Here is a 24,567-nt window from a genome sequence, read left to right as displayed (position 1 = left end):
TTATGTTAAATTATAAAAAGATAATAATAGTAATAACAGTTATTGGTTTTAAAATTTCAATTTGGTTTCTTTTTCAAGAACAAATGTTTTTTTTATCAAAATATATTTGTGAGAATTTAGAAATCGTATCTAAAGAAAAGAAAGACCTTTTTAATGGTGTCCCAGAAGTAATAATAATTTTAAAATTTAGTTTTTTACTTGTTAATATTTTATGTGATTTAATTATTTTAGGGTCTTTTAAATTACAAGTCCTTAACTTAAATATTTATAAGCGTTTTATAAAAACTTATTTATTTATTAATTTCATTTTATTAATTTTCATTTTATCAATTATTAAATAACCAAAATCAAGTTTTAGCCTATTGGGAAGACACTAGCGCGTCCGTCCCGCTGGTATCTTTAATAAAATCAAAAAAACTACCAACCTAAAAGTTGTTTTGTTAAACTATAATAAGAGGTTGTATTTTGCAACCTCTTTTTTATTTTATATTTGTGAAATGAAAAATAACAAGTACAATAAATGGTTGGCATTACTTACGATTCCTTTTCAAATGGGAGTTGTAATTTTTGGCTTTAATTATTTAGGTGTTTTTTTAGATGAAAAATACCAAACCCATTACATTCAAAAGGTAAGTGTTTTATTGGGTGTGTTTGTAGCTTTGTATTTTGTGATTAAGCAAGTCAATCAAATTAATAAAGGAGAGAAATAGTATCAATTCAATCAATAGAATCTTAAATGAAATTCAATAAAGCATTATACCTACAATATATTTTATTTCTTATTATTATTTATTTAGCCAATAGATTAGCAGTTGCAGTTTTTCAATGGGCAAATGATTTTGAAAACACGCACTATAGTTTCCATCAAATTTTTGCTTTTTTAAGCATTAGTAGTACCATTTTATTATTGGTTCATGATTTTGTTAAAAGTAAGAATGAAGCGATCTTAGGCTATGTTTTTTTGGTTACCTTAACACTTAAAGTGATAGCTTGTTATATTTTTATAGCACCCGTATTAAATAGTGAACCAGTGAACACATTCGAAAAAAGCTATTTTTTTATTTTGTTTATTCTTTATTTATGTATAGATGTCTATTTTACAGCGAGATTGTTAAACAAAAACAACTATTAGATAAAAAAAATGATAAATTCTCAAAAAAAAGTATTTTAGAAACTTGAAATATTAATTAAAATTGTACTTTTGCAAAAATTTTTAACGACCGTAAAAAGAACATTTTATAACGTTATGGTGATTTCAAAAAGACCACTTCATTTATTTGTAGCCTTCGCAGTAGCGATACTACCCTTTTTTAGTTCTGCTAATACCATTTCAGATTCTACTCATGTAGCTACTGAAACTACTCACGAATCTCACATTGAAGCTCATAAGGCTCATGGAGAAGGACACGGAGAAGCAGAGTCTTTAGATAAAAAAGATAAAGTTAATGCTTACATAGAGCATCACTTACAAGATTCTCACGATTTTACATTCTTTTCTGATGAAAAAGAAGGAAAACATTATGGGTTTTCTTTACCAGTAATTTTATTTGATAAAGAAGCAGGTGTACAAGTTTTTTCTTCTTCCAAATTTCATCATGGAGAAGAAATTGCGGAAGTAAATGGAAATTACTATGCTTTACATCATGGTAAAATTTATAAAACAAATGCGGAAGGACAATTGAATTATGATGAGCACCATCATCCAACAAATGAAAAACCATTGGATTTCTCAATAACTAAAAATGTGGTTTCCATGTTGTTTACTTCAGCATTATTGTTATTTATGTTCATAGGTTTGGCAAAATCGTATAAAAAAGGACCAATTCCAACAGGATTTGGAAGAATTTTAGAGCCGTTGATTATCTTTATTCGTGAAGAAATCGCGATACCAAATATTGGAGAAAAAAAATATAGAAAATATATGGGCTTTTTATTAACCGTATTTTTCTTTATTTGGTTGTTGAATTTATTAGGAATGACTCCACTAGGGATTAATGTAACTGGAAATATTGCTGTTACGGTTTGTTTGGCTTTGTTTACTTTTATAATTACACAAGTTAGCGCTAACAAAGATTATTGGAAACACATTTTCTGGATGCCAGGTGTACCAGTTCCAATGAAAATAATCTTAATGCCTATTGAATTATTAGGAACATTGACTAAACCATTTGCATTATTAATTCGTTTATTTGCAAATATTACAGCAGGTCACGTAGTTATTATGAGTTTGATCGCGATGATTTTTGTGGGTAAAAATTTAGCAGCAGATATGTCAATTTCATTAGCGCTTACATTGTTTATTTCTGTTATTGAAATATTAGTGGCATTTTTACAAGCGTTTATTTTTACTATGTTGTCGTCATTATTTATTGGTATGGCAGTGCAAGATCATCATCATGATGAACACCATAGTGAGGATTTATTAGGAGAGCATGATAATGCTTTAGTTTAAATTTAGAATTTTTGTTTAATTATTATATATACACACTATGGAAATTCCAATGTTAGTAGGTGCAGGTTTAGTAGTAATCGGTGCTGGTTTAGGTTTAGGTAAAATCGGTGGATCTGCAATGGATGCTATTGCTCGTCAACCAGAAGCTGCTGGAAAAATTCAAACAGCTATGATTATTATTGCGGCTTTATTAGAAGGTTTAGCATTCGCTGCTTTAATCTTAGGAAAAGCTTAATTAAAACAAATTACAAAGATCTGCAACGGTTGGTTGCAGGTCTTGTTTTTAAAAAGAAATTAAACGAATAAATATAATTTTCAACAATGGATAAATTAATTAACGATTTTTCATTTGGATTGTTTTTTTGGCAAGCATTAATTTTAGTAATATTAATCATATTATTAGTTAAATTTGCATGGAAACCAATTATGAATTCTATCACAGAACGTGAAGAAGGAATTAAAAATGCTTTGTTAGCAGCTGAAAACGCTAAAAAAGACATGCAAAATTTAAAAGCTGATAATGAGAAATTATTAGCAGAAGCTCGTGCAGAGAGAGATACCATGATAAAAGAAGCGCGTGAAATTAAAGAAAAAATGATTGCAGACGCTAAAGAAGAAGCACAAGCACAAGGTGAAAAAATGATTGCTCAAGCAAAAGCAACTATTGAAGGTGAGAAAAATGCAGCTATGGCTGAAATTAAATCTCAGGTTTCTACTTTGTCTTTAGAAATTGCAGAAAAAATATTAAAAGGAGAATTAGCTAACAATGACGCTCAAGCTAAATTAGTTGAGAAAATGTTAGCTGATGCTAAATTAAGTTAATTATGGCAACCAGTAGAGCAGCTATCCGATATGCTAAGGCTATTCTAGATATTGCACAAGCAAACAATACAACAGCACAAGTAAATAACGATATGTTACAAATTGTTGCTGCTGTAAAAGAAAGCAAAGAATTGAAAGATTTTTTGAAAAGTCCTGTTGTAAAAGGGCCTACTAAGTTTGCTGCTATATCTGAAGTATTTGCTTCAGCACAAGGAGAAACTAAAGAATTATTTCGTTTGCTACAAGAAAATAGCAGATTCGAAATTTTAGCAACCATTGCTTCTCAGTACAATACTTTGTTTGATGAATTGAATAATATGGAAACTGCTATAGTTACTACAGCATTTCCAATTACAAAAGATTTAGAAGAAAAAGTATTAGCTAAGATTGCTAGTTTTTCAAATAAAAAAATAACACTTAAGAATATTGTAGATCCATCTATTATTGGTGGGTTTGTATTACGAATAGGTGACAAACAATATAATGCTTCTGTTGTAAATAGTTTACAACAATTAAAAAGAGAGTTTAGTAATTAATAATAGTGATCGCACTTCTTTAAGTGTTAAAATTATAAATTAAAATGGCTGAAATTAAACCTGCTGAGATATCAGCAATATTAAAAAAGCAATTATCAGGTTTTCAATCTGGTACTTCATTAGAAGAAGTTGGAACAGTACTTCAAGTAGGTGACGGTATTGCACGTGTGTATGGATTATCTAATGCTCAATACGGTGAGTTAGTTCAATTTGATAATGGATTGGAAGGAATTGTATTGAACTTAGAAGAAGACAATGTTGGTGTGGTATTATTAGGACCATCTACTGGTATAAGAGAAGGTTCAAATGTAAAAAGAACACAACGTATTGCATCTCTTAAAGTAGGTGAAGAAATCGTAGGTCGTGTTGTAGATACTTTAGGTAACCCAATCGATGGTAAAGGTGCAATTGGTGGTGAGTTATATGAGATGCCATTAGAAAGAAAAGCGCCTGGAGTTATCTTCCGTCAACCAGTTACAGAACCATTACAAACAGGTATCAAAGCAATTGATGCGATGATTCCAGTGGGTAGAGGACAACGTGAGTTAGTTATTGGTGACCGTCAAACAGGTAAAACAACAGTTTGTATTGACACCATCTTAAATCAAAAAGAATTTTATGATGCTGGGAAACCAGTATATTGTATATATGTAGCTGTAGGTCAAAAAGCTTCTACAGTTGCTGCAATTGCAAAAACATTAGAGGAAAAAGGAGCTATGGCTTACACAGTAATTGTTGCTGCTAATGCTTCTGACCCTGCTGCAATGCAAGTTTATGCTCCATTCGCTGGTGCATCAATTGGAGAATATTTCCGTGATACAGGTCGTCCTGCATTAATCATTTATGATGATTTATCAAAACAAGCGGTAGCATACCGTGAGGTGTCTTTATTATTAAGAAGACCACCAGGACGTGAGGCTTATCCTGGAGACGTATTCTACTTACACTCAAGATTATTAGAGCGTGCTGCTAAAGTGATTGCTGATGATGATATTGCTAAAAACATGAACGATTTACCTGAATCGTTAAAACCAATCGTTAAAGGTGGTGGTTCATTAACAGCTTTACCAATCATTGAAACACAAGCTGGTGACGTTTCTGCATATATCCCTACAAACGTTATCTCTATTACTGACGGACAGATTTTCTTAGATGGTGATTTATTCAACTCTGGGGTTCGTCCTGCAATTAACGTAGGTATTTCTGTATCTCGTGTAGGAGGTAATGCTCAAATTAAATCGATGAAAAAAGTAGCAGGTACTTTAAAATTAGACCAAGCACAATATCGTGAGTTAGAAGCTTTCGCTAAATTTGGTTCTGATTTAGATGCCGTTACTTTAAATGTAATTGAAAAAGGAAAACGTAACGTAGAAATCTTAAAACAAGCAGTAAATGATCCATTTACTGTAGAAGATCAAGTGGCTATTATTTATGCTGGTTCAAAAAACTTATTAAAAGATGTTCCAGTAGAAAAAGTAAAAGAATTTGAAAAAGATTTCTTAGCATATTTAAATGCAAAACACAGAGATACTTTAGATGCATTAAAAGCAGGTAAATTTGATGATAATATTACCGATGTTTTAGCTAAAGTAGCAAAAGAAATTTCTGCAAAATATTAATTAATTTTCAATTAGTCAATGTGTCGATTAATCAATTGACACATTGATAATTGTCAAATTGACAAATTAAAAAAATGGCAAACTTAAAGGAAATTAGAAATAGAATTAGTTCCGTTTCATCTACGATGCAGATTACGTCTGCGATGAAAATGGTTTCTGCTGCAAAGCTTAAAAAAGCCCAAGATGCTATTACTGCAATGCGTCCTTATGCAGAAAAATTAACGGAATTATTACAAAACTTAAGTGCTACTCTAGATGGAAACACTGGAGGAGCTTTTGCTGAACAAAGAGAGGTACATAAAGTGCTTATCGTTGCCATAACATCTAACAGAGGTTTATGTGGTGCTTTTAACTCAAATGTTATTAAAGAAGTTAAAAGTCGTACTGAATTTTATAAAGGAAAAACCGTTGATATTTTTGCAATTGGTAAAAAAGGAAATGATGTTTTAAAGAAAACGAATAAAGTTGTTGAGAATCAAAGTGCCATTTTTGATCAATTAACTTTTGAAAATGTAGCTGATGTTGCTCAGGTTTTAATGGATAAATTTGTAGCTGGTGAGTATGATAAAATCGAATTGGTTTACAACCATTTTAAAAATGCTGCCACTCAAGTTGTTAAAACAGAACAATTTTTACCACTTGCGCCAATTTCAGGAGGTGAAGAAATTTCATCAGATTATATTTTTGAACCTTCAAAAGAAGAAATTGTATTAACTTTAATACCAAAATCTTTAAAAACGCAATTATATAAAGCAGTTAGAGATTCTTTTGCATCAGAACACGGAGCTAGGATGACAGCAATGCATAAAGCTACTGATAATGCAACAGCATTGAGAAATCAATTAAAATTAACATATAATAAAGCGCGTCAAGCGGCTATTACTGGAGAAATTCTAGAAATTGTAGGAGGTGCTGAAGCTTTAAATAGTTAGTTTTATTTATAATATATTTATTAGGCTATTTGGGAAACCAAATAGCCTTTTTTATTTATATTTGAAATACTATACTCAAGAATTTTTTTTAAAATTGTAACTTTAACAAAGTTTTTGCGTATAATTAAAAACAAATAATACTTAATTCATGTCAAAAGAAGGTTTTAATTGGAAAAGTTTATTTATAAACGAAACTGAAAATGATACTAAAAAAGAAGAATCTACAAAAGTAACCCAACCTAATTTATCTAATCAAACGACTCACATTAATAAATTTCCAGAAGAAAAAATTGCACAAGTATCTCAGGATAATTTTGCGAACCCTTTTGTAAACGAAATTTTAAATGTATATGAAAAAGGATTTGAATCGTTAAATTTAGATAATTTTGATTTTTTCGAAATGTACAAATCTGTTGTAGCAGTTGGAATCACAAATCCGCAAAGTTATCAGATGGCTTTTATGATGGGTAAATCCATAAAACCCGATTTAACGAAAGAATATTTATTAGAAAAATCGAAGTTTTATATTGAAGAAATTAACAAGGTACATACTAAATATGATACTACAGGTAATGCGAAAAAACAGGATTTAAGCAATTTGGTTCAAAAAGAAAAAGAATCTTTAACAGTTTCAATTTCTGATTTGGAAGCTAAAATTCTTCAAATGCAGCAAGAATTGCAAGAAAAGAAATCTTTATTAGCAAATATCGATAGTAAAAACGAACAAGAACTTAGAGAATTGCAATTAAAAATAGAAGCCAATAATTTTGCGAAACAAAAAATTGTGGATTCAATCAATTTAGTCATAAGCGGAATCAATCAATACTTATAAAATCAATGAATAAATACGAACAAGAGAAAAGTACTTTATTAGAATTACCAATTTTAAAGCACTTTGATGAATCTAAAGGGGAAATTGCATTAAAAGCAAATTCATTAAAAAAAGGAGAAAAAGGACTTTTTTGGGCAATCGCTCTCGGATTATTAGGAATTGGAGGTTATTTAACATGGACTTATATTATTCCGCCTTTATTTACTATGTTAGGTCAAGTAATCGCATTATCTGCCACCGCTATTTTCTTGATTTTCTTAGTAATTATGTTCCCTGTAATTATGAAAGCGTTGCGTTTTACGGCTAAAAATATTCATAAAGCTTTAATTCAAAGCAATCCTTTTAATGAGTTAGAGGAACAAAAACAAAAAATGATTAAAAACCGTGAAGTTTTTAAGAATACCAAAGCAAAACTGAAAGGGCTTAAAAATGAAATGGAAATGGAAGCTTCAAAATCTGAAAAAGAAGCCAAAGATTATCAAGAAGAATTATTAAGCTTGCAACGTCAATCTGAAAAATTAAAATCAGCAATGGACGAAATGGTTAGGCAACACGGTGCTGGAGCAAAAGATACGGATGAATATGTAGCCTTGCAAAGTGAATTGGCTAAGAAATTAAGTAATTCGCAACGTATTTCAAATCAATATGAGCAAAGCAAAAGTTTTATTCAGAAATATGGAGTGAGAGCAAATGTCTTAGGTAAAATGGACAGAAAATTAACTTTGGCAGGAACAGCTATAGATATTAAAATTGCCGATTTTGATGCCACAATTACCATGCTTAGAAAAGAGTATGAATTTGCTAAAAATGCAAAAGCAGCTACTGAAAGTGCTAAAAATGCCATGATGTTTACCAAAGACTGGGAATTAGAGTATGCATTAGAAGTAGTAACTTCAACCATTGCTCAAGATATTGCAAGAACATCAGAAAATTTATTAGATATAGACACTTTAACGTCTCAATATTCAGTGGATAATGATGAACTGTATTCTCGTTTAGATTCTTTAGCAGATAAAATTAAAACCGGTGATAATACCATCCCAGATTCAACTAAATATTCGAATCCAAATTACAAAATGTCCAAAGAAGACAAGCAAAACGCAGGTGGCTTTGGAGATATATTTTAACAACTAAAACTAAATTTTTTATACATAATGGGAAAAATTCTTAGAACAAATAAACTTACGACATTATCAGAATTACTTATTGTTATTCTTGGTATAGGAGGAATTTTAGGAGCAATCTATTTTTTATCTCCAGGACTTAGAACTGAAGTTTCAAAAAAATTAGACGGAATTACTTTAGACAAAGCGGAAGTAAACAATGTGGTAAATGCTGATAAAATTGAATTGCCTACAAAAGATATTTCAAACGAAGTAAGCAATAAACCGTTAGTAAGAATCGCGGGTTATGCTTGGAATGCGCAATCTGGAATTATCGTTTCTAATGGTGGACCAAAAACAACAAAAGGTTCTCTAATGGAAAAAAATGGCGTAAACTTAGAAATCATTCGTCAAGATTGGTTGTCTGAATTACGCAATATGCAAATGAAATTTATTGAAGAATTTGATCAAGGTGCTAAATTTCCAACATCAGATAAAAGTGCATTCGCTGTAATGATTATGGGTGATGGCGCTCCTTTTTATATCAGTTCGGTACAAAAATCATTAGACGAAAAATATGGAAAAGACAAATATCATTTACAAGTAATGGGTGCTGTAGGGATGAGTTATGGTGAAGATAAACTAATTGGACCACCAAGCTGGAAAACAGATCCACAAACTATGAAAGGTGCTGTTATTTCTGCCGTTTTAGGTGATGGTGATTGGGTTACTACAGTTAACTATTGTTTCGCAAACGGTTTAAAAGTAAACCCAGATCCAGCAACTTATGATGCGGATGCAGTTAATATTTATCCTTCTGAAAACGATGATTACATCAAATCGGCTGAAGAATTGATTAAATCTCAAACTACAGGTTGGACTGTTTCTTTAAAAGAAGTTTCTAATGGAAAATTAACTGGAAAATCAGTAAATAGAAAGATTGATGGTTGTGCTACTTGGACACCCGGTGATAAATTGGTTTTTGATAAATTATCTGGTTTTGTGGATATTGTTTCTACAAAAGAATTTAACAACCAAATGCCAACAGTCTTAATTGGGTTAAAAGAATGGGCAAGTCAAAATCCGGAAATTGTTTCAAATATTTTAAAATCGGCTTTAACAGCGTCTAATCAAATGAAAAATTATGACGATTGGAGAGTAAGAGCTTCTGAAGCGGTAACAGATACATACCAAATGGAAAGCCCTAAATATTGGTACGATATGTTCAAAGGACAACAAGGAACTAAAAACGGATTAACCTATAATATGGGTGGTTCTAAAGTATTCAATTACTTGGATGCCATGCAATATTTTGGTTTGTCTGATGGCGTAAATAGATATAAATCGGTTTATAACCAAGTTGGGACTTATTTAACGGAGTTGAATCCATTTGGATTTAATGAAAACGTAGGTAAAGTATCAGCTTATGAAGATGCTGTAAATTTATTTTACCTTAAAAATATTAACGATATCCAATCTACTGCTCCAGAAAAGGCAGATTATACAGAACAAGCAACGGAAGTAATGGCTTCAGGGGAATGGAGAATTAACTTTAATACAGGTAGTGCTCAAATTTCAACAAGTTCTTCTAGCGAATTGGAAAAAATTTACAACCTATTAATTCAGGCTGAAAATACGAAATTAACGATTGTTGGGCATACTGATAATGTGGGTAATCCAGATTCAAACATTAAATTATCTAAAGACAGAGCAGAAGCAGTTGTAGATTATTTAAGAAAGAAAGGTATTCCATTGAATCGTTTCCAAATGATTGATGGAAAAGGTGCTAATGAGCCTACAGCAGATAATAGCACTGCTGAAGGAAAAGCGAAAAACAGAAGAGTAGTGATTACTTTATTGAAATAAATAAACTAAAAGTAAGAGCTATCAGTATTTGATAGCTCTTTTTATTATAACATGATACAATTAATTACCCCTTTTCAGACAATCTCTAAGTCAAAGAAAACGATAATTCTGGTAGCTTGGATTGTACTTTTACTAGTACTTTGGTTTGTTGGAACATCTGGTGAAAAACATTTGTTTCCAAACCCACAACAAGTTTTTAAAGGATTTTCTGAACTTTATAATGAAGGTTTAGTGGTGCATATTTTCAATTCGTTGAAATTGTGTTTCCTTTCCATTTTTTTAGCCACAACTATTGCATTGCTTTTTGCATATAGTTGGCCCATTCCTTTATTAAAACCAATTTCTGAATTTGTTACAAAGTTTCGTTTTTTACCTTTTACAGGTTTGTCCTTCTATGTAGCAATGGTCATTCACGATGCAAGAAACATGCAAATCTGGATTATGGTCATTTTCTTAACGACTTTCTTAACAACCTCTTTAATTGCTGTGGTTAAAGACATTCCTCAAGAAGAATTTGATCATGCTAAAACGTTAAAATGCAATCGTTTTGAGGTGCTTTGGCAAGTTATTGTATTAGGAAGGCTAGATTATGTAATTGATGTGATTCGTCAAAATCTAGCGATTACTTGGATGATGCTTGTAACGGTTGAATCTATAGTAGTAGCTTCAGGCGGACTTGGATTTTTAATTAAAAATTCTGATAAGTTCATGAATCATGGAAGAATCATCGCGTTACAAATTATTATTTTATTAATTGGGTTGTCCTTAGATTGGTTTATTAACTTTCTAAGAAGAGCACTTTTTAGATACTCTAAAATATAAATTTATGGATTTCGAATACAAGGAAACGCTTTTATATGTAGAAAATCTTAGTGTTGCTTATGATGACACTATTATTATTAAAGACATCAATTTAGTTGAAAAAGATGTCGTGAGAGAAGGACATAACAGTACGTCTCAAGTGATTGCTGTGGTAGGCCGTTCTGGAAGAGGAAAATCTACTTTTTTTAAGGCTTTAACTGGTTTGGTGGAACCCAAAACAGGAAAAATTTTAATTAAAGATTTTACCAGTAATGAAGAAGGTGCTGCCAAAGAAATTAAAGAAGGAGATATTGGTTTTGTAGACCAAAAATATACACTGTTTAGACATAAAACAGTACATCAAACCTTAAAATTTGCGTTGCGAAAAACGAGCTTAACGGATGCTGAAAAGGAAGAAAAAATCATCGAATATTTGCACAAATGGGGGTTAGATAATTTCGCGGATAAGTATCCTAATGAATTATCAGGCGGACAAAGACAACGAACAGCAATTATTGAACAGCTTTTTTCTTCAGATCAGTTCATCGTTATGGACGAACCTTTTTCAGGACTTGATGTAGGAAATATTATTGAAGTAAAAAAATCCTTCGATTTATTAAATTCTACTTCGGAATACAATACGATTATTTTCTCTACACATGATATTGAATTAGCAGTAGAACTGGCTCAAGTAATTTATGTTATTGGTTACCCAACAGTAAACGGTGAAAAACAAAAATACGGTTCTATTGTTGCAAAATTCGATTTACGAGAATTGGGCTTGGCTTGGAAAGAATTTGGAGAAGAACATTTACACTTAACCAAGCAAATTATCAATCAAATGATGCTTTCGTAGTTTTTTATGGTTGATAGAAGTACAAAAAAATATGTTGAAGAAGTTCAAACAAATGGCTATGCTGTAATTGATGCTGTTTTTTCTTCCAATGAGATAGAAGCTATTAGAAAGGAAATTGAAAGAGAAAGTAATTCTTCAAAAGAAACTTTTCGAAAAACCAAAGATTTATTTGCTATTCGTCAATTTTTAAAAGAAATACCTTCCGTTGAAAAATTACTTTTTAATGCTACTTTAAAAAATATTTTAGAGAGTTTTTTTGGTAAAAATTATTTTGTGGTAAAATCCATTTATTTTGATAAACCTGAAGAATCGAATTGGTTTGTAGCCTATCATCAAGATTTAACTATTTCCGTTAATAAGAAATTAGAGATTGATGGTTTTTCGAATTGGACGGTGAAACAAAATCAATTTTCGGTGCAACCCAATGAGGAAATTTTAAAAAATATTGTTACCATGAGAATTCATTTAGACGATACCAATGAAGAAAATGGAGCATTAAAAATAATTCCTAAATCACACAAAAACGGAATCATTCGTTTAGAAGAATTAAATTTAAATGAAAGAAATGAAATAAGTTGTAATGTTGCAAAAGGTGGTGTCATGATAATGAAACCCTTATTATTTCATGCTTCAAACAGAACAACGAATGCTTCAAGAAGAAGAGTTATTCATATCGAATTTTCAACGATGAAATTACCCAATAGTTTGTCTTGGGCAGAAAAAAACAGCATCAATTAAATACATTCATGACAATAACAGTAGATTATATTCACCAACTCAAAAAAGCTACTTCAGAAGCTTTAGCAGTTTGTGATGCCATAAATAACGAAACTCAAACCATTTCGGAAATAAATACATTGTTGCCTCAAAAAGGCGATCACAAACTTTTATTAAAAACAGAGAAAATACTCCTTTCAGATTTGATTTATGTATTTAGTAAAGTTAAAAATCTTTCTGAAAAAGCACAGTTTGGATTGGCGTATTATTATGATGCTATTCGAAATCAACATTTTGCAGACGAAAAGGAATTGGAAAACTTAAATAAATTGGTCGCAACCAATGCTTTTAAAAGTCATTTCAACACAATTCTACAAGAGAATATTTTATTTGATTTAAGCCAAAGCAAAACCTATTTGTTGCAGTATCTGAAACAAAAGAAGCATCACAAATGGAAAGAAATGCAGCAAATTTTTGCTTCTTTTTTAGCTTTAGTTTGTGACTTTGATATTCATAAAAATCAAAATACAGCTGCAATTTTAGGAGTCGATTTTAATTTGCATCAAGAGTATGAAGTAGAAAACGATTCCTTAGAAAAAGTGTTAGAAGAATTGCACGAGTTAATTGGTTTGGAAAATGTAAAAAAAGACGTTTCGGAATTGGTTAATCTTTTAAAAGTGCAACAGAAAAGAACCGCTCAAGGATTGAAAAACATTGAAATTACCTTGCATACTGTTTTTCTTGGTCCTCCAGGAACAGGAAAAACAACGGTAGCTCGTTTACTGGGAAGAATTTTCAAACAATTGGATTTTTTATCTCAAGGACAAATGATTGAAACCGATCGGGAAGGTATGGTGGCAGGTTATGTAGGACAAACTGCTACTAAAGTGGATGCCATCGTAACTGAAGCCAAAGGAGGTGTTTTATTTATAGACGAAGCCTATGCTTTAAGTCAGAATCTAGGGAATGATTATGGTGCGGAAGCGGTCAATACCTTGTTGAAACGAATGGAAGATTTCCGAGATGATTTTGCAGTTGTGGTGGCAGGTTATGATGAACCCATGCAAGTATTCATAGATTCTAATCCAGGATTGCGTTCTCGTTTTAATCGTTATTTTCATTTTGATCATTTTTCACCAGATGAGTTATTTGCCATTTTTGAAATCTATTGTAAAAAATCAGATTTTATTCTAACTGAGGAAGCCAAAGAAAAGCTAAAAGATACCTTTGAACTGTTATTTGAAAAACGAGATGATAGTTTTGGTAATGCCAGAGTGATAAGAAATGTTTTTGAAAAAGTGATTCAAAAACAAGCCAATAGAATTGTCTTGCTAAAAAGAATTTCTAAAAAAGCATTGCGCACCATTACAGAAGAAGACATTCCAGAACCTATGGAAACCGTAGCGCAAGTCTTTTATAAAAAACAAGAAGAATAAAAAGACAAAAAGCCATTTTTTAACCCACTTGAATTGGATGAACCCATCCAATTTTATATCTAATTTAATTATATACAATGAATAAGAATTTTTTAAAAGCCCTATTTTTAGTTATTACAACGGGTGTTTTCGCTCAAGAAACAAATCCAGAGGAAAGTAAAGTAAAAATTGATGTTTCTGGATATTTAGAAGCGTTTTATGGTTACGATTTCAATCAACCCACCTCACCTACACGCTTAGGATGGATTTACAATCACAGTAGACATAATGAATTTAATATCAATATTGGAATGTTACGCTCTACAATTAGTTATGAAAATGTGTATGCTAATATTGCCATTCAAGCAGGTACTTATGTAGACGATAATTATACCGCTGAAAGTTTAAAATTATTCCATGAAGCTTATTTAGGGGTTTATTTAGATTCAGATAAAAAACATGTAGTCGAAGCCGGTATTATGCCTTCTTATATTGGGTTTGAATCCGCTTCAACTTTTTCTAATCTTACGTTAACACGTTCGATTATGGCTGAAAGCTCTCCTTTTTATTTCACAGGTGTAAAATACAACTATGCACCTAATGATTCTTGGAGTTTGGCTTTTGTTACTACAAATGGTTGGCAACGTATAGAAAAACCAAATAATAAAGCATTGCCTACTTTTGGAACACAAGTAGTGTATACACCCAATGAAAAAACAACCATTAATTGGAGTACTTTTATCGGTGACGAACCGGTTGCAGTAGATGTTTTAAGAACAAGATATTTCAACGATTTGTATGTGGATTATGCTTGGAATGACAAATGGAAAACAATTGCTGGTTTTGATATGGGTTACCAAAGAAACTTAGCAGGAGATGATTTCCAAGATTGGAAAACGATTACTTTAATAACGCAATATGCCATTTCTCAAAAATGGAATGTGGCTGCTAGAGCAGAATATTTCGAAGATCAAGAGAACGTGATTGTAGGAGTAGGTGCTCCTTTTGAAGTATTTGGCGCTTCTTTTAATATAGATTTTATTCCAAATTCTAAATTAAAATTAAGAACGGAAGCAAAATGGTTTGATTCTGATGAACCTATTTTTACAAAAGATACAGGCACAACGACAACCAACTTTTTTGTTGCAACCTCTCTAGCTTTTGAGTTTTAACAAATCTTTATCATATAGATTAAGAGTCAAAGAAATTTGGCTCTTTTTTATTTTTTATATTTGTTTCTACCAAAAACAATAGCATGAAAAAGTACTTTTTCTCTCTTTTTATTTTCTCCTCAGTATTTGTACAAGCACAAACCCTTCCCTTAGAAGAAATCATGAAAGGAGATGATTTTATTGGTCATCAACCCTATAATCAACGTTGGTCTGCCGATGGGAATACACTTTATTTTGAATGGAATCCCAAAAATGAAATTTCAGCAAGTACCTATTATTGGCAATCTGGAATGCAAGAGCCAAAAGTGTTGGATGAAAATACCTTTGATTATTCTACTGTAAATATGGAATCTCAAAGAGAATTTGAAGAAGTATTTTATACAAAAAGAGGCAACTTATATTGTTATGATAAAAAGACAAAAAAAAGCAAGCCTGTTTATCTTTCAAACGAGCGCATTTATGCAGTGGAAAGAGCGGTTGATCCAGCGATTGTTTTTTTTCAAATGAACCGAAATGTATATCAATTGAATACCAAAGATTTCTACTTTAAACAAATAACTAATTTCAGAACCGGTTCCGAAAGTTCCAAAAAAGAAAAGGAACCTACTTATTTAGAAAAACAACAAGAGGAGTTATTTCAATATATAAAAGATAATAAAGCAAAAAATGATTGGTTTGCCGAAAAATCCAAAAAGAATCCTTCTGATTTACCTAAATCCATCTTTTATGGAGGTGCTTCTTTAGAACAATTAAAACCTTCTCCAGATGGAAAGTTTGTCACCTTTCGATTATCCGATTATCCGAATTCCAAAGAAACGAATGTGGAACATTTTATTACGGAAAATGGCTATACAAAAAGTGAATCGGCTCGTTCAAAAGTTTCAGTCACTAACCTAAGTTCTCATAGAATGGGAATTTTTGATATCGAAAAAGATACGGTTTATTATGTGTCATTTGCGCATTTATCAGGGATTAAAAAACATCCTGAATACTATCAAGAGTATCCCGAATTAAAAGAAAAAGAAGCATCAGAAAAGCCAATCGTTATGGTAGCACCTATATATAATAAAAAAGGAACGAAAGCAGTTTTTGAAGCTAGAAGTCAAGATAATAAAGACAGGTGGATTATGACTTTAGACTTAGCAACAGGAAAAATTACGGAAGTAGATCATCAGCATGATGAAGCTTGGATAGGTGGACCTGGAATACCAAATTATTCTTTTGGAGGTGGTGTTTTAGGCTTTTTAAATGATGGAGAAACGGTTTATTTTCAATCGGAAGCTTCAGGCTTTTCTCACTTGTATACCATCAATTTAAACACAAAGAAGAAAAACCAACTTACAACTGGGAATTGGGAAGTTAGAGAAGCGTCACTTTCGCTTGACGGAAAAAGCTTTTATATAACAACGAATACGAATCATCCTGGGAATAGAGAATTTTATAAGTTAGAGATTGCTTCTAAAAAAATAACTCCTATTTTAAATGCAGATGGAGCACATGAAGTGGTGCTTTCTCCAGATGAGAAAAAAATGGCGGTACGTTATTCTTATAAAAATAAACCATGGGAAATATATGTGGCTGATACGAAAGAAAAAGCAACCTTAAAACAAATTACACATTCTACTACTAAAGCCTTTGAAGCGTATTCTTGGAAAACTCCAGAGGTGATTACTTTTAAAGCGAAAGACGGAGCATCAGTGAATGCGAGATTGTATCAACCAAAGGAAGAGAACAAGAATAAAGCAGCTGTGATTTTTGTTCATGGTGCTGGTTATTTGCAAAATGCACACAATTACTGGAGTTCGTATCACAGAGAATATATGTTTCATAATTTATTATCCGATTTAGGATATACCGTTTTAGATATCGATTATAGAGGAAGTGATGGTTATGGTAGAGCAGTAAGAACAGGAATCTACAGGCATATGGGTGGTTTAGATTTATCCGATCAATTAGATGGAAAAGAATACTTGGTCAATACTTTAGGAATAGACGCCAATAAAGTGGGTATTTACGGTGGATCTTATGGTGGTTTTATTACACTAATGGCTTTATTAACCCAGCCGAATACATTTAAAGCGGGTGCAGCATTGCGTTCGGTTACCGATTGGGCGCATTATAATCAAGGGTATACCGCAAATATTTTGAATTTTCCAGAAACGGATAGTATCGCTTATAGAAGAAGCTCTCCAATTTACTTTGCGGAAAATTTACAAGATCGATTAGTAATGCTACACGGAATGGTTGATGATAATGTACAATTTCAAGATGTAGTACGTTTATCGCAACGATTTATAGAACTAAAAAAGAAAAATTGGGACTTAGCCATTTTTCCAGTAGAAGAACATGGTTTTAAAGAGACCTATTCTTGGATAGATGAGTACAGTAGAATACTAAACTTATTTAATGAAACGTTATTAAATAAGGATTAGTTGTTTTTGGCTCTTTTTTTGCTAGTTTTTAATTATAATTAAAATAAAATAATAGAATGTATAAATGTATTAGCTGGTTTATAAGTTTCATATCTATCATTTCTTGTAATAGTACAAAAGAAAGGGTTGCACACCAAGAAAAGGTGGTTGTAATCCAAGAAAATAATTCTCAAGATACCCTTTTACCAATTAAGGAATTATATTATCAAAAATGGGTGGCTGGAATTAAAGGAGGAGGAAGTGGCATCGATTTTTATATTGAATTAAAGGAAGCATTAAACAAAGATATTTTTCTAGAAAATGTAAGATACGATGTTTATGATGCAATAATTGAAAAAATTTCGGAGACCAGTTATGTGGCTCACATGAGAACACCATTAAATGATATGATACTTGATGAAAATCCGCAGAAAGAATATGGAAATCAGGCTCCAGCAACTAAATTAAAGACCAATGAAGCAATTATTACATTTACAGTAAATAACAAGAGGATAGTTCAAAAGTTTGAAAATGTAAAGGAGAAGGAGTTATTAGCTTATCCATCTATGAAGCCAAAGAATAATGAGGAATAAACAAAAGATTTAATTACTTTTGTTTCGAGATAAACTATTTTTCAATTGAGTCTGTATAAAAAACTTCTAAATCAAACAGCCATTTATGGTATAGCAACGGTTTTACCTAGAATGTTAAGTTTTCTATTGGTAAGACTATATGTCGATTACATGCCAGCTGAAGAATACGGTGAAGTTTCTGTAATTTTTTCTTATCTGATTTTTTTTAATGTGGTTTTGTCTTATGGAATGGAAACGGCCTTTTTTCGTTTTTATAATACAGAAGAGAATAAACAAAAGGTTATCTCTACCAGTACAATTTCTCTTTTGATTTCTACCGTTGTATTTTTAATTTTAGGATTTATTTTTAGACAAAATATTGCTCAATGGAGTGAAATAAAAGAGGATTATATTTTTTATACCCTTTTAATCTTAGCTTTAGATGCATTAGTAATCATTCCATTTTCAAAATTAAGAGCCGAAGGAAGACCTATAAAATATGCAGCCATAAAAATTGCTAACGTAGCTATTAATTTAGTATTGAATGTTTTCTTTATCGTATTGTTACCCAAATGGCAGGAAGAGATAAGTTTTTTAAGAAGTATTTATGTTGCAGATTTTCAAATAGGGTATATTTTTATTTCAAATTTAATAGCTAGTTTATTTACTTTGGTTGTTTTGTTACCAAATTATTTCAAGTTGCATTGGAAATTTGACACTTTACTTTGGAAAAGAATGATTCATTATGGATTTCCTATTTTAATAGCAGGAATTGCCTTTGCTATTAATGAACATTTTGATAAGATTCTCTTAAAATGGATGCATGTTCCTTTATCCGATATTGGAGCCTATTCTGCTTGTTATAAAATAGGAATGTTTATGGTGCTTTTCAGAACGGCTTATACATTAGGTATTGAACCCTTTTTCTTTAGTCATGCTAAAAATGAAAATGCGCCTCAAACCTACGCTGAAATCACAAAATACTTTGTCATTTTTGGTTCCTTTATTTCCTTAGGAGTTATTGTATTTGCGGATGTTTTAAAGTTGCTATTAGTGCCAAAATCAGAATATTGGATGGCGATGAATATTGTGCCTTTAATTGTTATAGCTAATTTCTTTTTAGGCATTTATACCAATCTTTCCGTTTGGTATAAATTAATCGATAAAACAAAAATTGGGGCCTATATTTCAATAGTTGGAGCAATAGTCACTTTACTTTTAAATATAATTTTAATACCACTTATTGGATTTGTAGGTTCTGCAATAGCTACTATTTTAGCCTATGGAACGATGATGTTTATATCGTATAAGTTAGGTCAAAAAAAATATCCCATACCTTATGATAAAAGTAAAATAGTTATGTATTTAGGATTATCTATTATTTTAAGTGCTTTGTCTTTCTATATAGAAATTTTAAGAGAAACGTATATTTTTGGAATAATTGCAATTTTGTTTTATGCTTATTTTGTGTATAAAAAGGAACAAATATTGGTCAATAAAATTTTAAAAAGAAAATAAAGACCTCCTAATTTTAATATAAATATAGGAGTCTTTATTTTTATTTCTTTAATACCTCTTTAATGCCATTCAAACCTTCTGAAAATTCAGAAAGTAAAGCTACAATTTGAGCCATTCTATCATCACCACCTAACCCTTTTAATACTTTGTTTTTCATAAAAGTAGTTTTGATTTCCTCCCAACGCTTTTGTTCGTCTTCAGTTTGAATTTGCATCAATTCTTTTAACTTTAATAAGTTAGCTTCAGCACCAGTGGTTAAAGTTTGAGATTCATTTTGATAATGATTTAAAACAATAGTTTCTACTTCTTTTTCAGTTAAAATAGGCTGAATTTTTGCTACTAACTTATTCATGTCACGATAAGAGCCTTGTAATTTAAAATTAGGTTCATTTCGATATTCATCAGCCATAGCAGCAGATTTGATGTACAAAGCATTAGCTTTTAGAACGGTATTTCTTACTTGGATGGTTTTTAGTAAAACTTGTTTAAAATCTTCTATTTCTTGTGATGAAAAATTACCTTCTAAATCATAGTTAGTATTATTTTCCATAATAGCATTATATAATTTATACAAATTTTGATAGGCAGGTTGTGTTAATCTGACCATGAATTCGTTCGACATTAAGGCATTTTCAATTAAACTTAGATCAAACAAATCGTTTCTTGCCCCTGAAATGTCACCTAAATTGTAAGTGTCAGCTCGATTAGCTAACATATCTGGAATTTGAAATTTATCCCCACTTTCAGTATAAGGATTTCCTGCCATTACTAAGCAGAAACGTTTGGATCGTAAATCATAAGTTTTGGCTTCTCCATTATAAATTCCTTCAATTTTTCTTTGTCCATCAGCTAAAGAAATAAATTTTTGCAAAAATTCTGGATTACAATGTTGAATATCGTCTAAATATAGCATTACATTATCTCCCATTTCAAAGGCAAGATTCAATTTATCTAATTCTTGTTTGGCTCCAGCATTTTTAGCTTCATTTGGATCTGTTGAAGTAATGTCATGGCCAATAGAAGGACCATTAATTTTCATAAATACTAATCCCATTCGATCAGCAATGTATTCCATTAAAGTAGTTTTACCATATCCAGGTGGCGAAATTAATAAAAGCATTCCCATTCTATCGGTTCTTTTATTTTCTCCTAATGCGCCTAATTGTTTGGATAAATTAGCACCTATTAATGGGAAATATACATCATTGATTAACTTATTTCTCACAAACGAAGTTAGTACTTGAGAATGGAATGTATGCAGTTTAATTTCTTTTTTCTTTTTTTCAATCCATTGTTTTTTAAGTAGTTGTAAGTCTAAAAATAATGGTTTAAGTTTAGAATGAAAATAATCAAGACGAGAGGAAAACTCATAATAATCTAATACATAAACAAAATTGTTTTCTAATGATTTTAACTCAGTAATTTCAACAGACGAATTGACATTTACTATTTGATCTGGGTGATAATTTTGCGTCAATACAAAAGCAGCTACTTCTTCTATAATACTATGAGAAATGCTATAATTTCCTTCAATTATAAATGTTTGTAAAGCATTTTCTACAATACTGTAGCAAGCGGAAGGATAATTGTATAAATCCTTAATTTGATTGATAAAAACGATGTCTTTTCCTTTTTCTTTTAAACTTTTAAAAAAACTTTCATAAATATCTGCTGCTATTCTAGAAATAGAAAATGCATTTCTATTTTCTTCTTTGAGATATACAGCAGATCGATAAGCAGAAACAAAATCAAAACCATCAAATGAAGTATTGAATTCTTCAATTTTTTCTGAAAGACGTTTATTTAAATATTTAAACTGTTCGGCATTAGCAAACGTTTCTTTTAACAAGCGTACAGCGCTGAATTGTTTTTCATAAAAGACTTTGTCTTCTTCTTCTAAGAAAAACCAAAATAATTGTGCTAAAGCCCTTTCTGATGGGGTATATTTTAAAAGGCCCAATTGATTATTTAATTGTTGTAAATTTTGTAAAAGAATCAAAGCATCCGCATCATGAACCCCTTTAACTAAACCTTCACCAAAATGAGAAGTCATAAACTCCTGAACTATTTGTTTGTTTACAGACTCGGGAACAATATCTTGTTGCTCTAGAAAGATTTCCCAAGCCATATATTCAAATCGTTTTACTTTTTGATTTTCAGAAATATATTCTTGATTCCAAACTTCTTTATAATTATCTATTTCTTTAAACTCGATAGGTTGGTAAAAGTTGGTTCCGGTTAAATGATAGAAGTATTGTTGGTCTTTTAAAACCAAAGTTAAATCTAATTTTTGTTTGTTTACAGCAAATTTGTAATCTCCAAAAGCAATTACAGCATCGCCATCTTCATAAATCTCATTTTTATCTTTTAATTTTCTAATGGATTCTTGCTGTGCTGTTTTTAATAAAGTATTTATTTCTTCAGCTTTATTACTGTCGTTTAAATCTTTTAATTGACTCGCAATATCACGAACTTTTTCAATCATTAAATCAGAAGCAAAGTAACCATTAATTTCTATTTCAGTTGAAAAGTTAGTTGCTTTATTTTTTACGCCTTTTAAAATGCGTTCAGCTGATTGGAACAATTGAGTAGTTCTTTTGTTTTTTGCCTCGGTTAATTGTACACTTTTGGTTTGAAAATGCCCATATACTTCTTCTCTTTTATCATTAATTTGTAGAATAAAATCATCAAAGTCGACAAACTTTGCTTCCATTTCTTCTAACTGAATAGAAAGTTTATTTAGAAAATCTTCGCATTTTTCTGAAGTATTGGCAAGTTCTAAGAAATTGATAACCGCTTGGTCAAACAAGGTAATTTGTGCTTTAAAATCGGCTGAAAGTTCTTTTCCAGAAATGGCTTTCTTTTTATTAGATAATTCTACTCGTTGTTGATTGATTTGAGCAAAAATTAATGAAATATTCTCAATAATTTGAGTAGAGTGAGAGGCGTCTTCTATTTTTAAATTATTTACGATATCTACTAATAATTCTAATTGAATGGCTAAATCATCAATATCATTTTCTAAAGGTTTTGCGTCAATGGTTTTAGTTAGATGAGTAATTAAATTATTTATTTCACTTACCTTTTCTTGATATGGAATAAGCGCATCTTCTTGTAAAAGAAACGAAACACAAGCATTAGAAAGTTCATTAGCTCTATCTTGTAATTGTTTCTCAAGCGATTCTATTAATAAAATGTCAGCATATTTTAATTCTTTAGCACTAATTAGCTCACCTCTTAAACCACGTATTTGCGCTAAAATTGCAATAAATTGATCCAAAGAATGATATGAAACCAAATGGGTATCTGATAAGATTTGTTCACATTTTGCTTCTAATTCTTCAAGTGTTTGCGCTGTTTTGTTTTTTATTTCTTGTGCTTTTTCAAACTCATTAATGGCTGCATGAGCAATTTTTCTGATTTCTAATAAAGGTTCGTTTAATTGATGAATTTCTTTTTCACCTAAAAAATAGTAGCTGTCTAAAATTATGGTGGCTTGTTTAACAATATCGTTATACAAACCTGAGTAGGAATCTTTTTTAGATAATAAGATATTCAGTTCTTGACATTCTGCCATTACGCGAACTAAATCTTTATTTCCAATTTTATATAATAAATTATTTTTTAGCGATTCGTCAATGGTAACTTCTTTAGTAAAGGGTGTTTGCCAAATTTGAATTAAATGATGTTTAGTTTCTTCATTCGATTTAAAATAAGATAGTTTTCCATTATCAAACAATGTGAAACCATTGCAATTTATAGGTGTTTCTATAGTTTGCTTAATGATATTGTAGGGAATTAAAATATAATCATGTGACTGTTCATCATAAAAAACAAATAGGAAATTTTCGCCATTTATACCTACAATTCTACGATTAAAATATACAGGTTTGTTTTCTGTAGCAATTACTTTGATTTCACCCGTTTGTAAAGCATAGCCATTTGGATAAATAACCCCTTGATTTTCTGGCAATAAAATAATTGAATATTGTAGCGAATCTACACGCGATACTTTTTTCTCTTTGTGATTATAAATGAAATAGCGTTCACTTTCTTGATACGGTTTAATTTTAAAAATGACTAAATTGTTATAATCAAAAAAATGAATTTCAGCATCATCTAAAGTTTGATCCTTATGAATAACATCTTCGCTATAAATCCCCTTTCCAGTACTAGTGTTATCTTCTACTTTGATGGTGATATCTCCACCGATGGCTTCAACAAAAACTTTATCAGCTAAAGATACATGAGGATGACTTCCTTTTCGTTGCATATCTCGAGTAGCCTTAGTCCAAGAAAATTCTTGTTGGTTAGGATATTTCACTTCTGCAGCGCTTCTTGCATCAACAAAAGTTAAAGTATTGTCTTTGATTAGCCATTTAAAAGCTTTAATGTCAGATGGACTATTAGATAATTGAAAGACAAAATATAAGTAATTTTGGGTAAGATGAAAACGAACAAAAATGGTATTGCGATAGTATTTATAAAGGTTTTTAAATTCTTCTATAAAATTTTCATCTTCTAAAAAATGTATAGGTTGAGGTTCAAAACGATTATCTTTTAATAAGTAAGCAGAAAAAACATCATTAAGATTTATTTCTGTCCTTAATCCTAAATGCGTATTATAACCTACTAGGCATAACTTACCAAGTGAAAAGATATCTTTTATATTGCAATTTTGGTCAGTTGAAATACGTTCATTAGCAATTAATGAAAAATCAACTCCACCAAAAACTTTCTTTCGATCCTCATTTAGAGATTGAATACGTTGAATTAAAACTTCCTTTTGGTCATTCAATCTGCTTTGAATGATTTCATATGTACCCGTACTTAATTTTTCGTTGCTCATTAATTTTGAGTAAAATTTTTTAATACAGTTGTAAATTGAAATAAATACAACAACAAGAAGCGCTTTAAATAGAGCCTTCTTGTTGTTGTTTCAT

The 24,567-nt window shown here is 30.8% G+C and carries 21 protein-coding genes; 20 read left to right on the top strand and 1 reads right to left on the bottom strand.

Annotated elements, in window-relative coordinates:
- Window positions 1-2 precede the first annotated feature (2 nt).
- The 20 genes from HALO113_RS08530 (at window position 3) to HALO113_RS08435 (ending at window position 19,624) form a co-directional block, all read left to right on the top strand.
- On the top strand, window positions 3-341 hold the full coding sequence (locus tag HALO113_RS08530) for a hypothetical protein (RefSeq protein ID WP_159778621.1): 339 nt from the start codon (window positions 3-5) through the stop codon (window positions 339-341).
- Between the two features lie 156 nt (window positions 342-497).
- Window positions 498-710 carry an AtpZ/AtpI family protein gene (locus tag HALO113_RS08525; protein WP_159778620.1) on the top strand — a complete coding sequence of 71 codons (213 nt, stop codon included), beginning with the start codon at window positions 498-500 and terminating at the stop codon, window positions 708-710.
- Window positions 711-736: 26 nt separating this feature from the next.
- A complete protein-coding gene (locus tag HALO113_RS08520; RefSeq protein ID WP_159778619.1) occupies window positions 737-1,132 on the top strand; it encodes a hypothetical protein in 396 nt (131 codons plus the stop codon).
- A 114-nt stretch (window positions 1,133-1,246) separates the two neighbouring features.
- A complete protein-coding gene (gene atpB / locus HALO113_RS08515) occupies window positions 1,247-2,452 on the top strand; it encodes a F0F1 ATP synthase subunit A (protein WP_159779583.1) in 1,206 nt (401 codons plus the stop codon).
- Between the two features lie 37 nt (window positions 2,453-2,489).
- Entirely contained in the window at window positions 2,490-2,687 is a 198-nt protein-coding gene (gene atpE / locus HALO113_RS08510) for an ATP synthase F0 subunit C (protein WP_159778618.1), read from the top strand.
- Between the two features lie 86 nt (window positions 2,688-2,773).
- A complete protein-coding gene (locus HALO113_RS08505; RefSeq protein ID WP_159778617.1) occupies window positions 2,774-3,274 on the top strand; it encodes a F0F1 ATP synthase subunit B in 501 nt (166 codons plus the stop codon).
- 2 nt (window positions 3,275-3,276) lie between these two features.
- Window positions 3,277-3,810: an ATP synthase F1 subunit delta gene (atpH, locus tag HALO113_RS08500; protein WP_159778616.1), complete on the top strand. Its 534-nt coding sequence runs from the start codon at window positions 3,277-3,279 to the stop codon at window positions 3,808-3,810.
- Between the two features lie 44 nt (window positions 3,811-3,854).
- Window positions 3,855-5,429, top strand: coding sequence for a F0F1 ATP synthase subunit alpha (atpA, locus tag HALO113_RS08495; RefSeq protein WP_159778615.1), 1,575 nt, complete (start codon window positions 3,855-3,857; stop codon window positions 5,427-5,429).
- A gap of 74 nt (window positions 5,430-5,503) precedes the next feature.
- The gene (gene atpG, locus HALO113_RS08490) at window positions 5,504-6,361 is read left to right on the top strand and encodes an ATP synthase F1 subunit gamma (protein ID WP_159778614.1); all 858 of its coding nucleotides are present in this window, start codon (window positions 5,504-5,506) and stop codon (window positions 6,359-6,361) included.
- Window positions 6,362-6,509: 148 nt separating this feature from the next.
- Window positions 6,510-7,193, top strand: a complete 684-nt coding sequence (locus HALO113_RS08485; RefSeq protein WP_159778613.1) for a hypothetical protein — start codon at window positions 6,510-6,512, stop codon at window positions 7,191-7,193.
- Window positions 7,194-7,198: 5 nt separating this feature from the next.
- Window positions 7,199-8,320: a hypothetical protein gene (locus HALO113_RS08480; RefSeq protein ID WP_159778612.1), complete on the top strand. Its 1,122-nt coding sequence runs from the start codon at window positions 7,199-7,201 to the stop codon at window positions 8,318-8,320.
- Between the two features lie 27 nt (window positions 8,321-8,347).
- Window positions 8,348-10,162, top strand: coding sequence for an OmpA family protein (locus HALO113_RS08475; protein ID WP_159778611.1), 1,815 nt, complete (start codon window positions 8,348-8,350; stop codon window positions 10,160-10,162).
- A gap of 51 nt (window positions 10,163-10,213) precedes the next feature.
- The gene (locus HALO113_RS08470; protein ID WP_159778610.1) at window positions 10,214-10,984 is read left to right on the top strand and encodes an ABC transporter permease; all 771 of its coding nucleotides are present in this window, start codon (window positions 10,214-10,216) and stop codon (window positions 10,982-10,984) included.
- Between the two features lie 4 nt (window positions 10,985-10,988).
- Window positions 10,989-11,819 carry an ATP-binding cassette domain-containing protein gene (locus tag HALO113_RS08465; protein ID WP_130733161.1) on the top strand — a complete coding sequence of 277 codons (831 nt, stop codon included), beginning with the start codon at window positions 10,989-10,991 and terminating at the stop codon, window positions 11,817-11,819.
- Between the two features lie 6 nt (window positions 11,820-11,825).
- Window positions 11,826-12,557 (top strand): phytanoyl-CoA dioxygenase family protein, encoded by a 732-nt coding sequence (locus HALO113_RS08460; RefSeq protein WP_159778609.1) that lies wholly within the window; start codon window positions 11,826-11,828, stop codon window positions 12,555-12,557.
- An 8-nt stretch (window positions 12,558-12,565) separates the two neighbouring features.
- A complete protein-coding gene (locus tag HALO113_RS08455; protein ID WP_159778608.1) occupies window positions 12,566-13,972 on the top strand; it encodes an AAA family ATPase in 1,407 nt (468 codons plus the stop codon).
- Window positions 13,973-14,049: 77 nt separating this feature from the next.
- Entirely contained in the window at window positions 14,050-15,123 is a 1,074-nt protein-coding gene (locus HALO113_RS08450; protein WP_159778607.1) for a porin, read from the top strand.
- 83 nt (window positions 15,124-15,206) lie between these two features.
- Window positions 15,207-17,555, top strand: a complete 2,349-nt coding sequence (locus HALO113_RS08445; protein ID WP_159778606.1) for an alpha/beta fold hydrolase — start codon at window positions 15,207-15,209, stop codon at window positions 17,553-17,555.
- Between the two features lie 56 nt (window positions 17,556-17,611).
- On the top strand, window positions 17,612-18,127 hold the full coding sequence (locus tag HALO113_RS08440) for a hypothetical protein (protein WP_159778605.1): 516 nt from the start codon (window positions 17,612-17,614) through the stop codon (window positions 18,125-18,127).
- A 45-nt stretch (window positions 18,128-18,172) separates the two neighbouring features.
- Window positions 18,173-19,624: a lipopolysaccharide biosynthesis protein gene (locus HALO113_RS08435; RefSeq protein ID WP_159778604.1), complete on the top strand. Its 1,452-nt coding sequence runs from the start codon at window positions 18,173-18,175 to the stop codon at window positions 19,622-19,624.
- 40 nt (window positions 19,625-19,664) lie between these two features.
- Here the strand turns inward: HALO113_RS08435 and HALO113_RS08430 are convergent, their stop codons facing one another.
- On the bottom strand, window positions 19,665-24,473 hold the full coding sequence (locus tag HALO113_RS08430; RefSeq protein ID WP_159778603.1) for a DNA repair ATPase: 4,809 nt from the start codon (window positions 24,471-24,473) through the stop codon (window positions 19,665-19,667).
- Window positions 24,474-24,567 lie beyond the last annotated feature (94 nt).

It is taken from the genome of Flavobacterium sp. 9AF (genome assembly GCF_902506265.1).
Taxonomy (GTDB): domain Bacteria; phylum Bacteroidota; class Bacteroidia; order Flavobacteriales; family Flavobacteriaceae; genus Flavobacterium.
Note: the sequence above shows the minus strand (reverse complement) of the source record. Positions and strands in the feature narration are given on the sequence as shown.

What these genes read in the sequence shown, in the direction of transcription:
- HALO113_RS08505 (WP_159778617.1), top strand. Translation starts at nt 2,774, where the DNA reads ATGGATAAATTAATTAACGATTTTTCATTTGGATTGTTTTTTTGGCAA.
- HALO113_RS08485 (WP_159778613.1), top strand. Translation starts at nt 6,510, where the DNA reads ATGTCAAAAGAAGGTTTTAATTGGAAAAGTTTATTTATAAACGAAACT.
- HALO113_RS08520 (WP_159778619.1), top strand. Translation starts at nt 737, where the DNA reads ATGAAATTCAATAAAGCATTATACCTACAATATATTTTATTTCTTATT.
- HALO113_RS08480 (WP_159778612.1), top strand. Translation starts at nt 7,199, where the DNA reads ATGAATAAATACGAACAAGAGAAAAGTACTTTATTAGAATTACCAATT.
- HALO113_RS08530 (WP_159778621.1), top strand. Translation starts at nt 3, where the DNA reads ATGTTAAATTATAAAAAGATAATAATAGTAATAACAGTTATTGGTTTT.
- HALO113_RS08460 (WP_159778609.1), top strand. Translation starts at nt 11,826, where the DNA reads ATGGTTGATAGAAGTACAAAAAAATATGTTGAAGAAGTTCAAACAAAT.
- HALO113_RS08470 (WP_159778610.1), top strand. Translation starts at nt 10,214, where the DNA reads ATGATACAATTAATTACCCCTTTTCAGACAATCTCTAAGTCAAAGAAA.
- atpA (WP_159778615.1), top strand. Translation starts at nt 3,855, where the DNA reads ATGGCTGAAATTAAACCTGCTGAGATATCAGCAATATTAAAAAAGCAA.
- HALO113_RS08440 (WP_159778605.1), top strand. Translation starts at nt 17,612, where the DNA reads ATGTATAAATGTATTAGCTGGTTTATAAGTTTCATATCTATCATTTCT.
- HALO113_RS08445 (WP_159778606.1), top strand. Translation starts at nt 15,207, where the DNA reads ATGAAAAAGTACTTTTTCTCTCTTTTTATTTTCTCCTCAGTATTTGTA.
- HALO113_RS08450 (WP_159778607.1), top strand. Translation starts at nt 14,050, where the DNA reads ATGAATAAGAATTTTTTAAAAGCCCTATTTTTAGTTATTACAACGGGT.
- HALO113_RS08525 (WP_159778620.1), top strand. Translation starts at nt 498, where the DNA reads ATGAAAAATAACAAGTACAATAAATGGTTGGCATTACTTACGATTCCT.
- atpG (WP_159778614.1), top strand. Translation starts at nt 5,504, where the DNA reads ATGGCAAACTTAAAGGAAATTAGAAATAGAATTAGTTCCGTTTCATCT.
- atpH (WP_159778616.1), top strand. Translation starts at nt 3,277, where the DNA reads ATGGCAACCAGTAGAGCAGCTATCCGATATGCTAAGGCTATTCTAGAT.
- HALO113_RS08430 (WP_159778603.1), bottom strand. Translation starts at nt 24,473, where the DNA reads ATGAGCAACGAAAAATTAAGTACGGGTACATATGAAATCATTCAAAGC.
- atpE (WP_159778618.1), top strand. Translation starts at nt 2,490, where the DNA reads ATGGAAATTCCAATGTTAGTAGGTGCAGGTTTAGTAGTAATCGGTGCT.
- atpB (WP_159779583.1), top strand. Translation starts at nt 1,247, where the DNA reads ATGGTGATTTCAAAAAGACCACTTCATTTATTTGTAGCCTTCGCAGTA.
- HALO113_RS08455 (WP_159778608.1), top strand. Translation starts at nt 12,566, where the DNA reads ATGACAATAACAGTAGATTATATTCACCAACTCAAAAAAGCTACTTCA.
- HALO113_RS08465 (WP_130733161.1), top strand. Translation starts at nt 10,989, where the DNA reads ATGGATTTCGAATACAAGGAAACGCTTTTATATGTAGAAAATCTTAGT.
- HALO113_RS08475 (WP_159778611.1), top strand. Translation starts at nt 8,348, where the DNA reads ATGGGAAAAATTCTTAGAACAAATAAACTTACGACATTATCAGAATTA.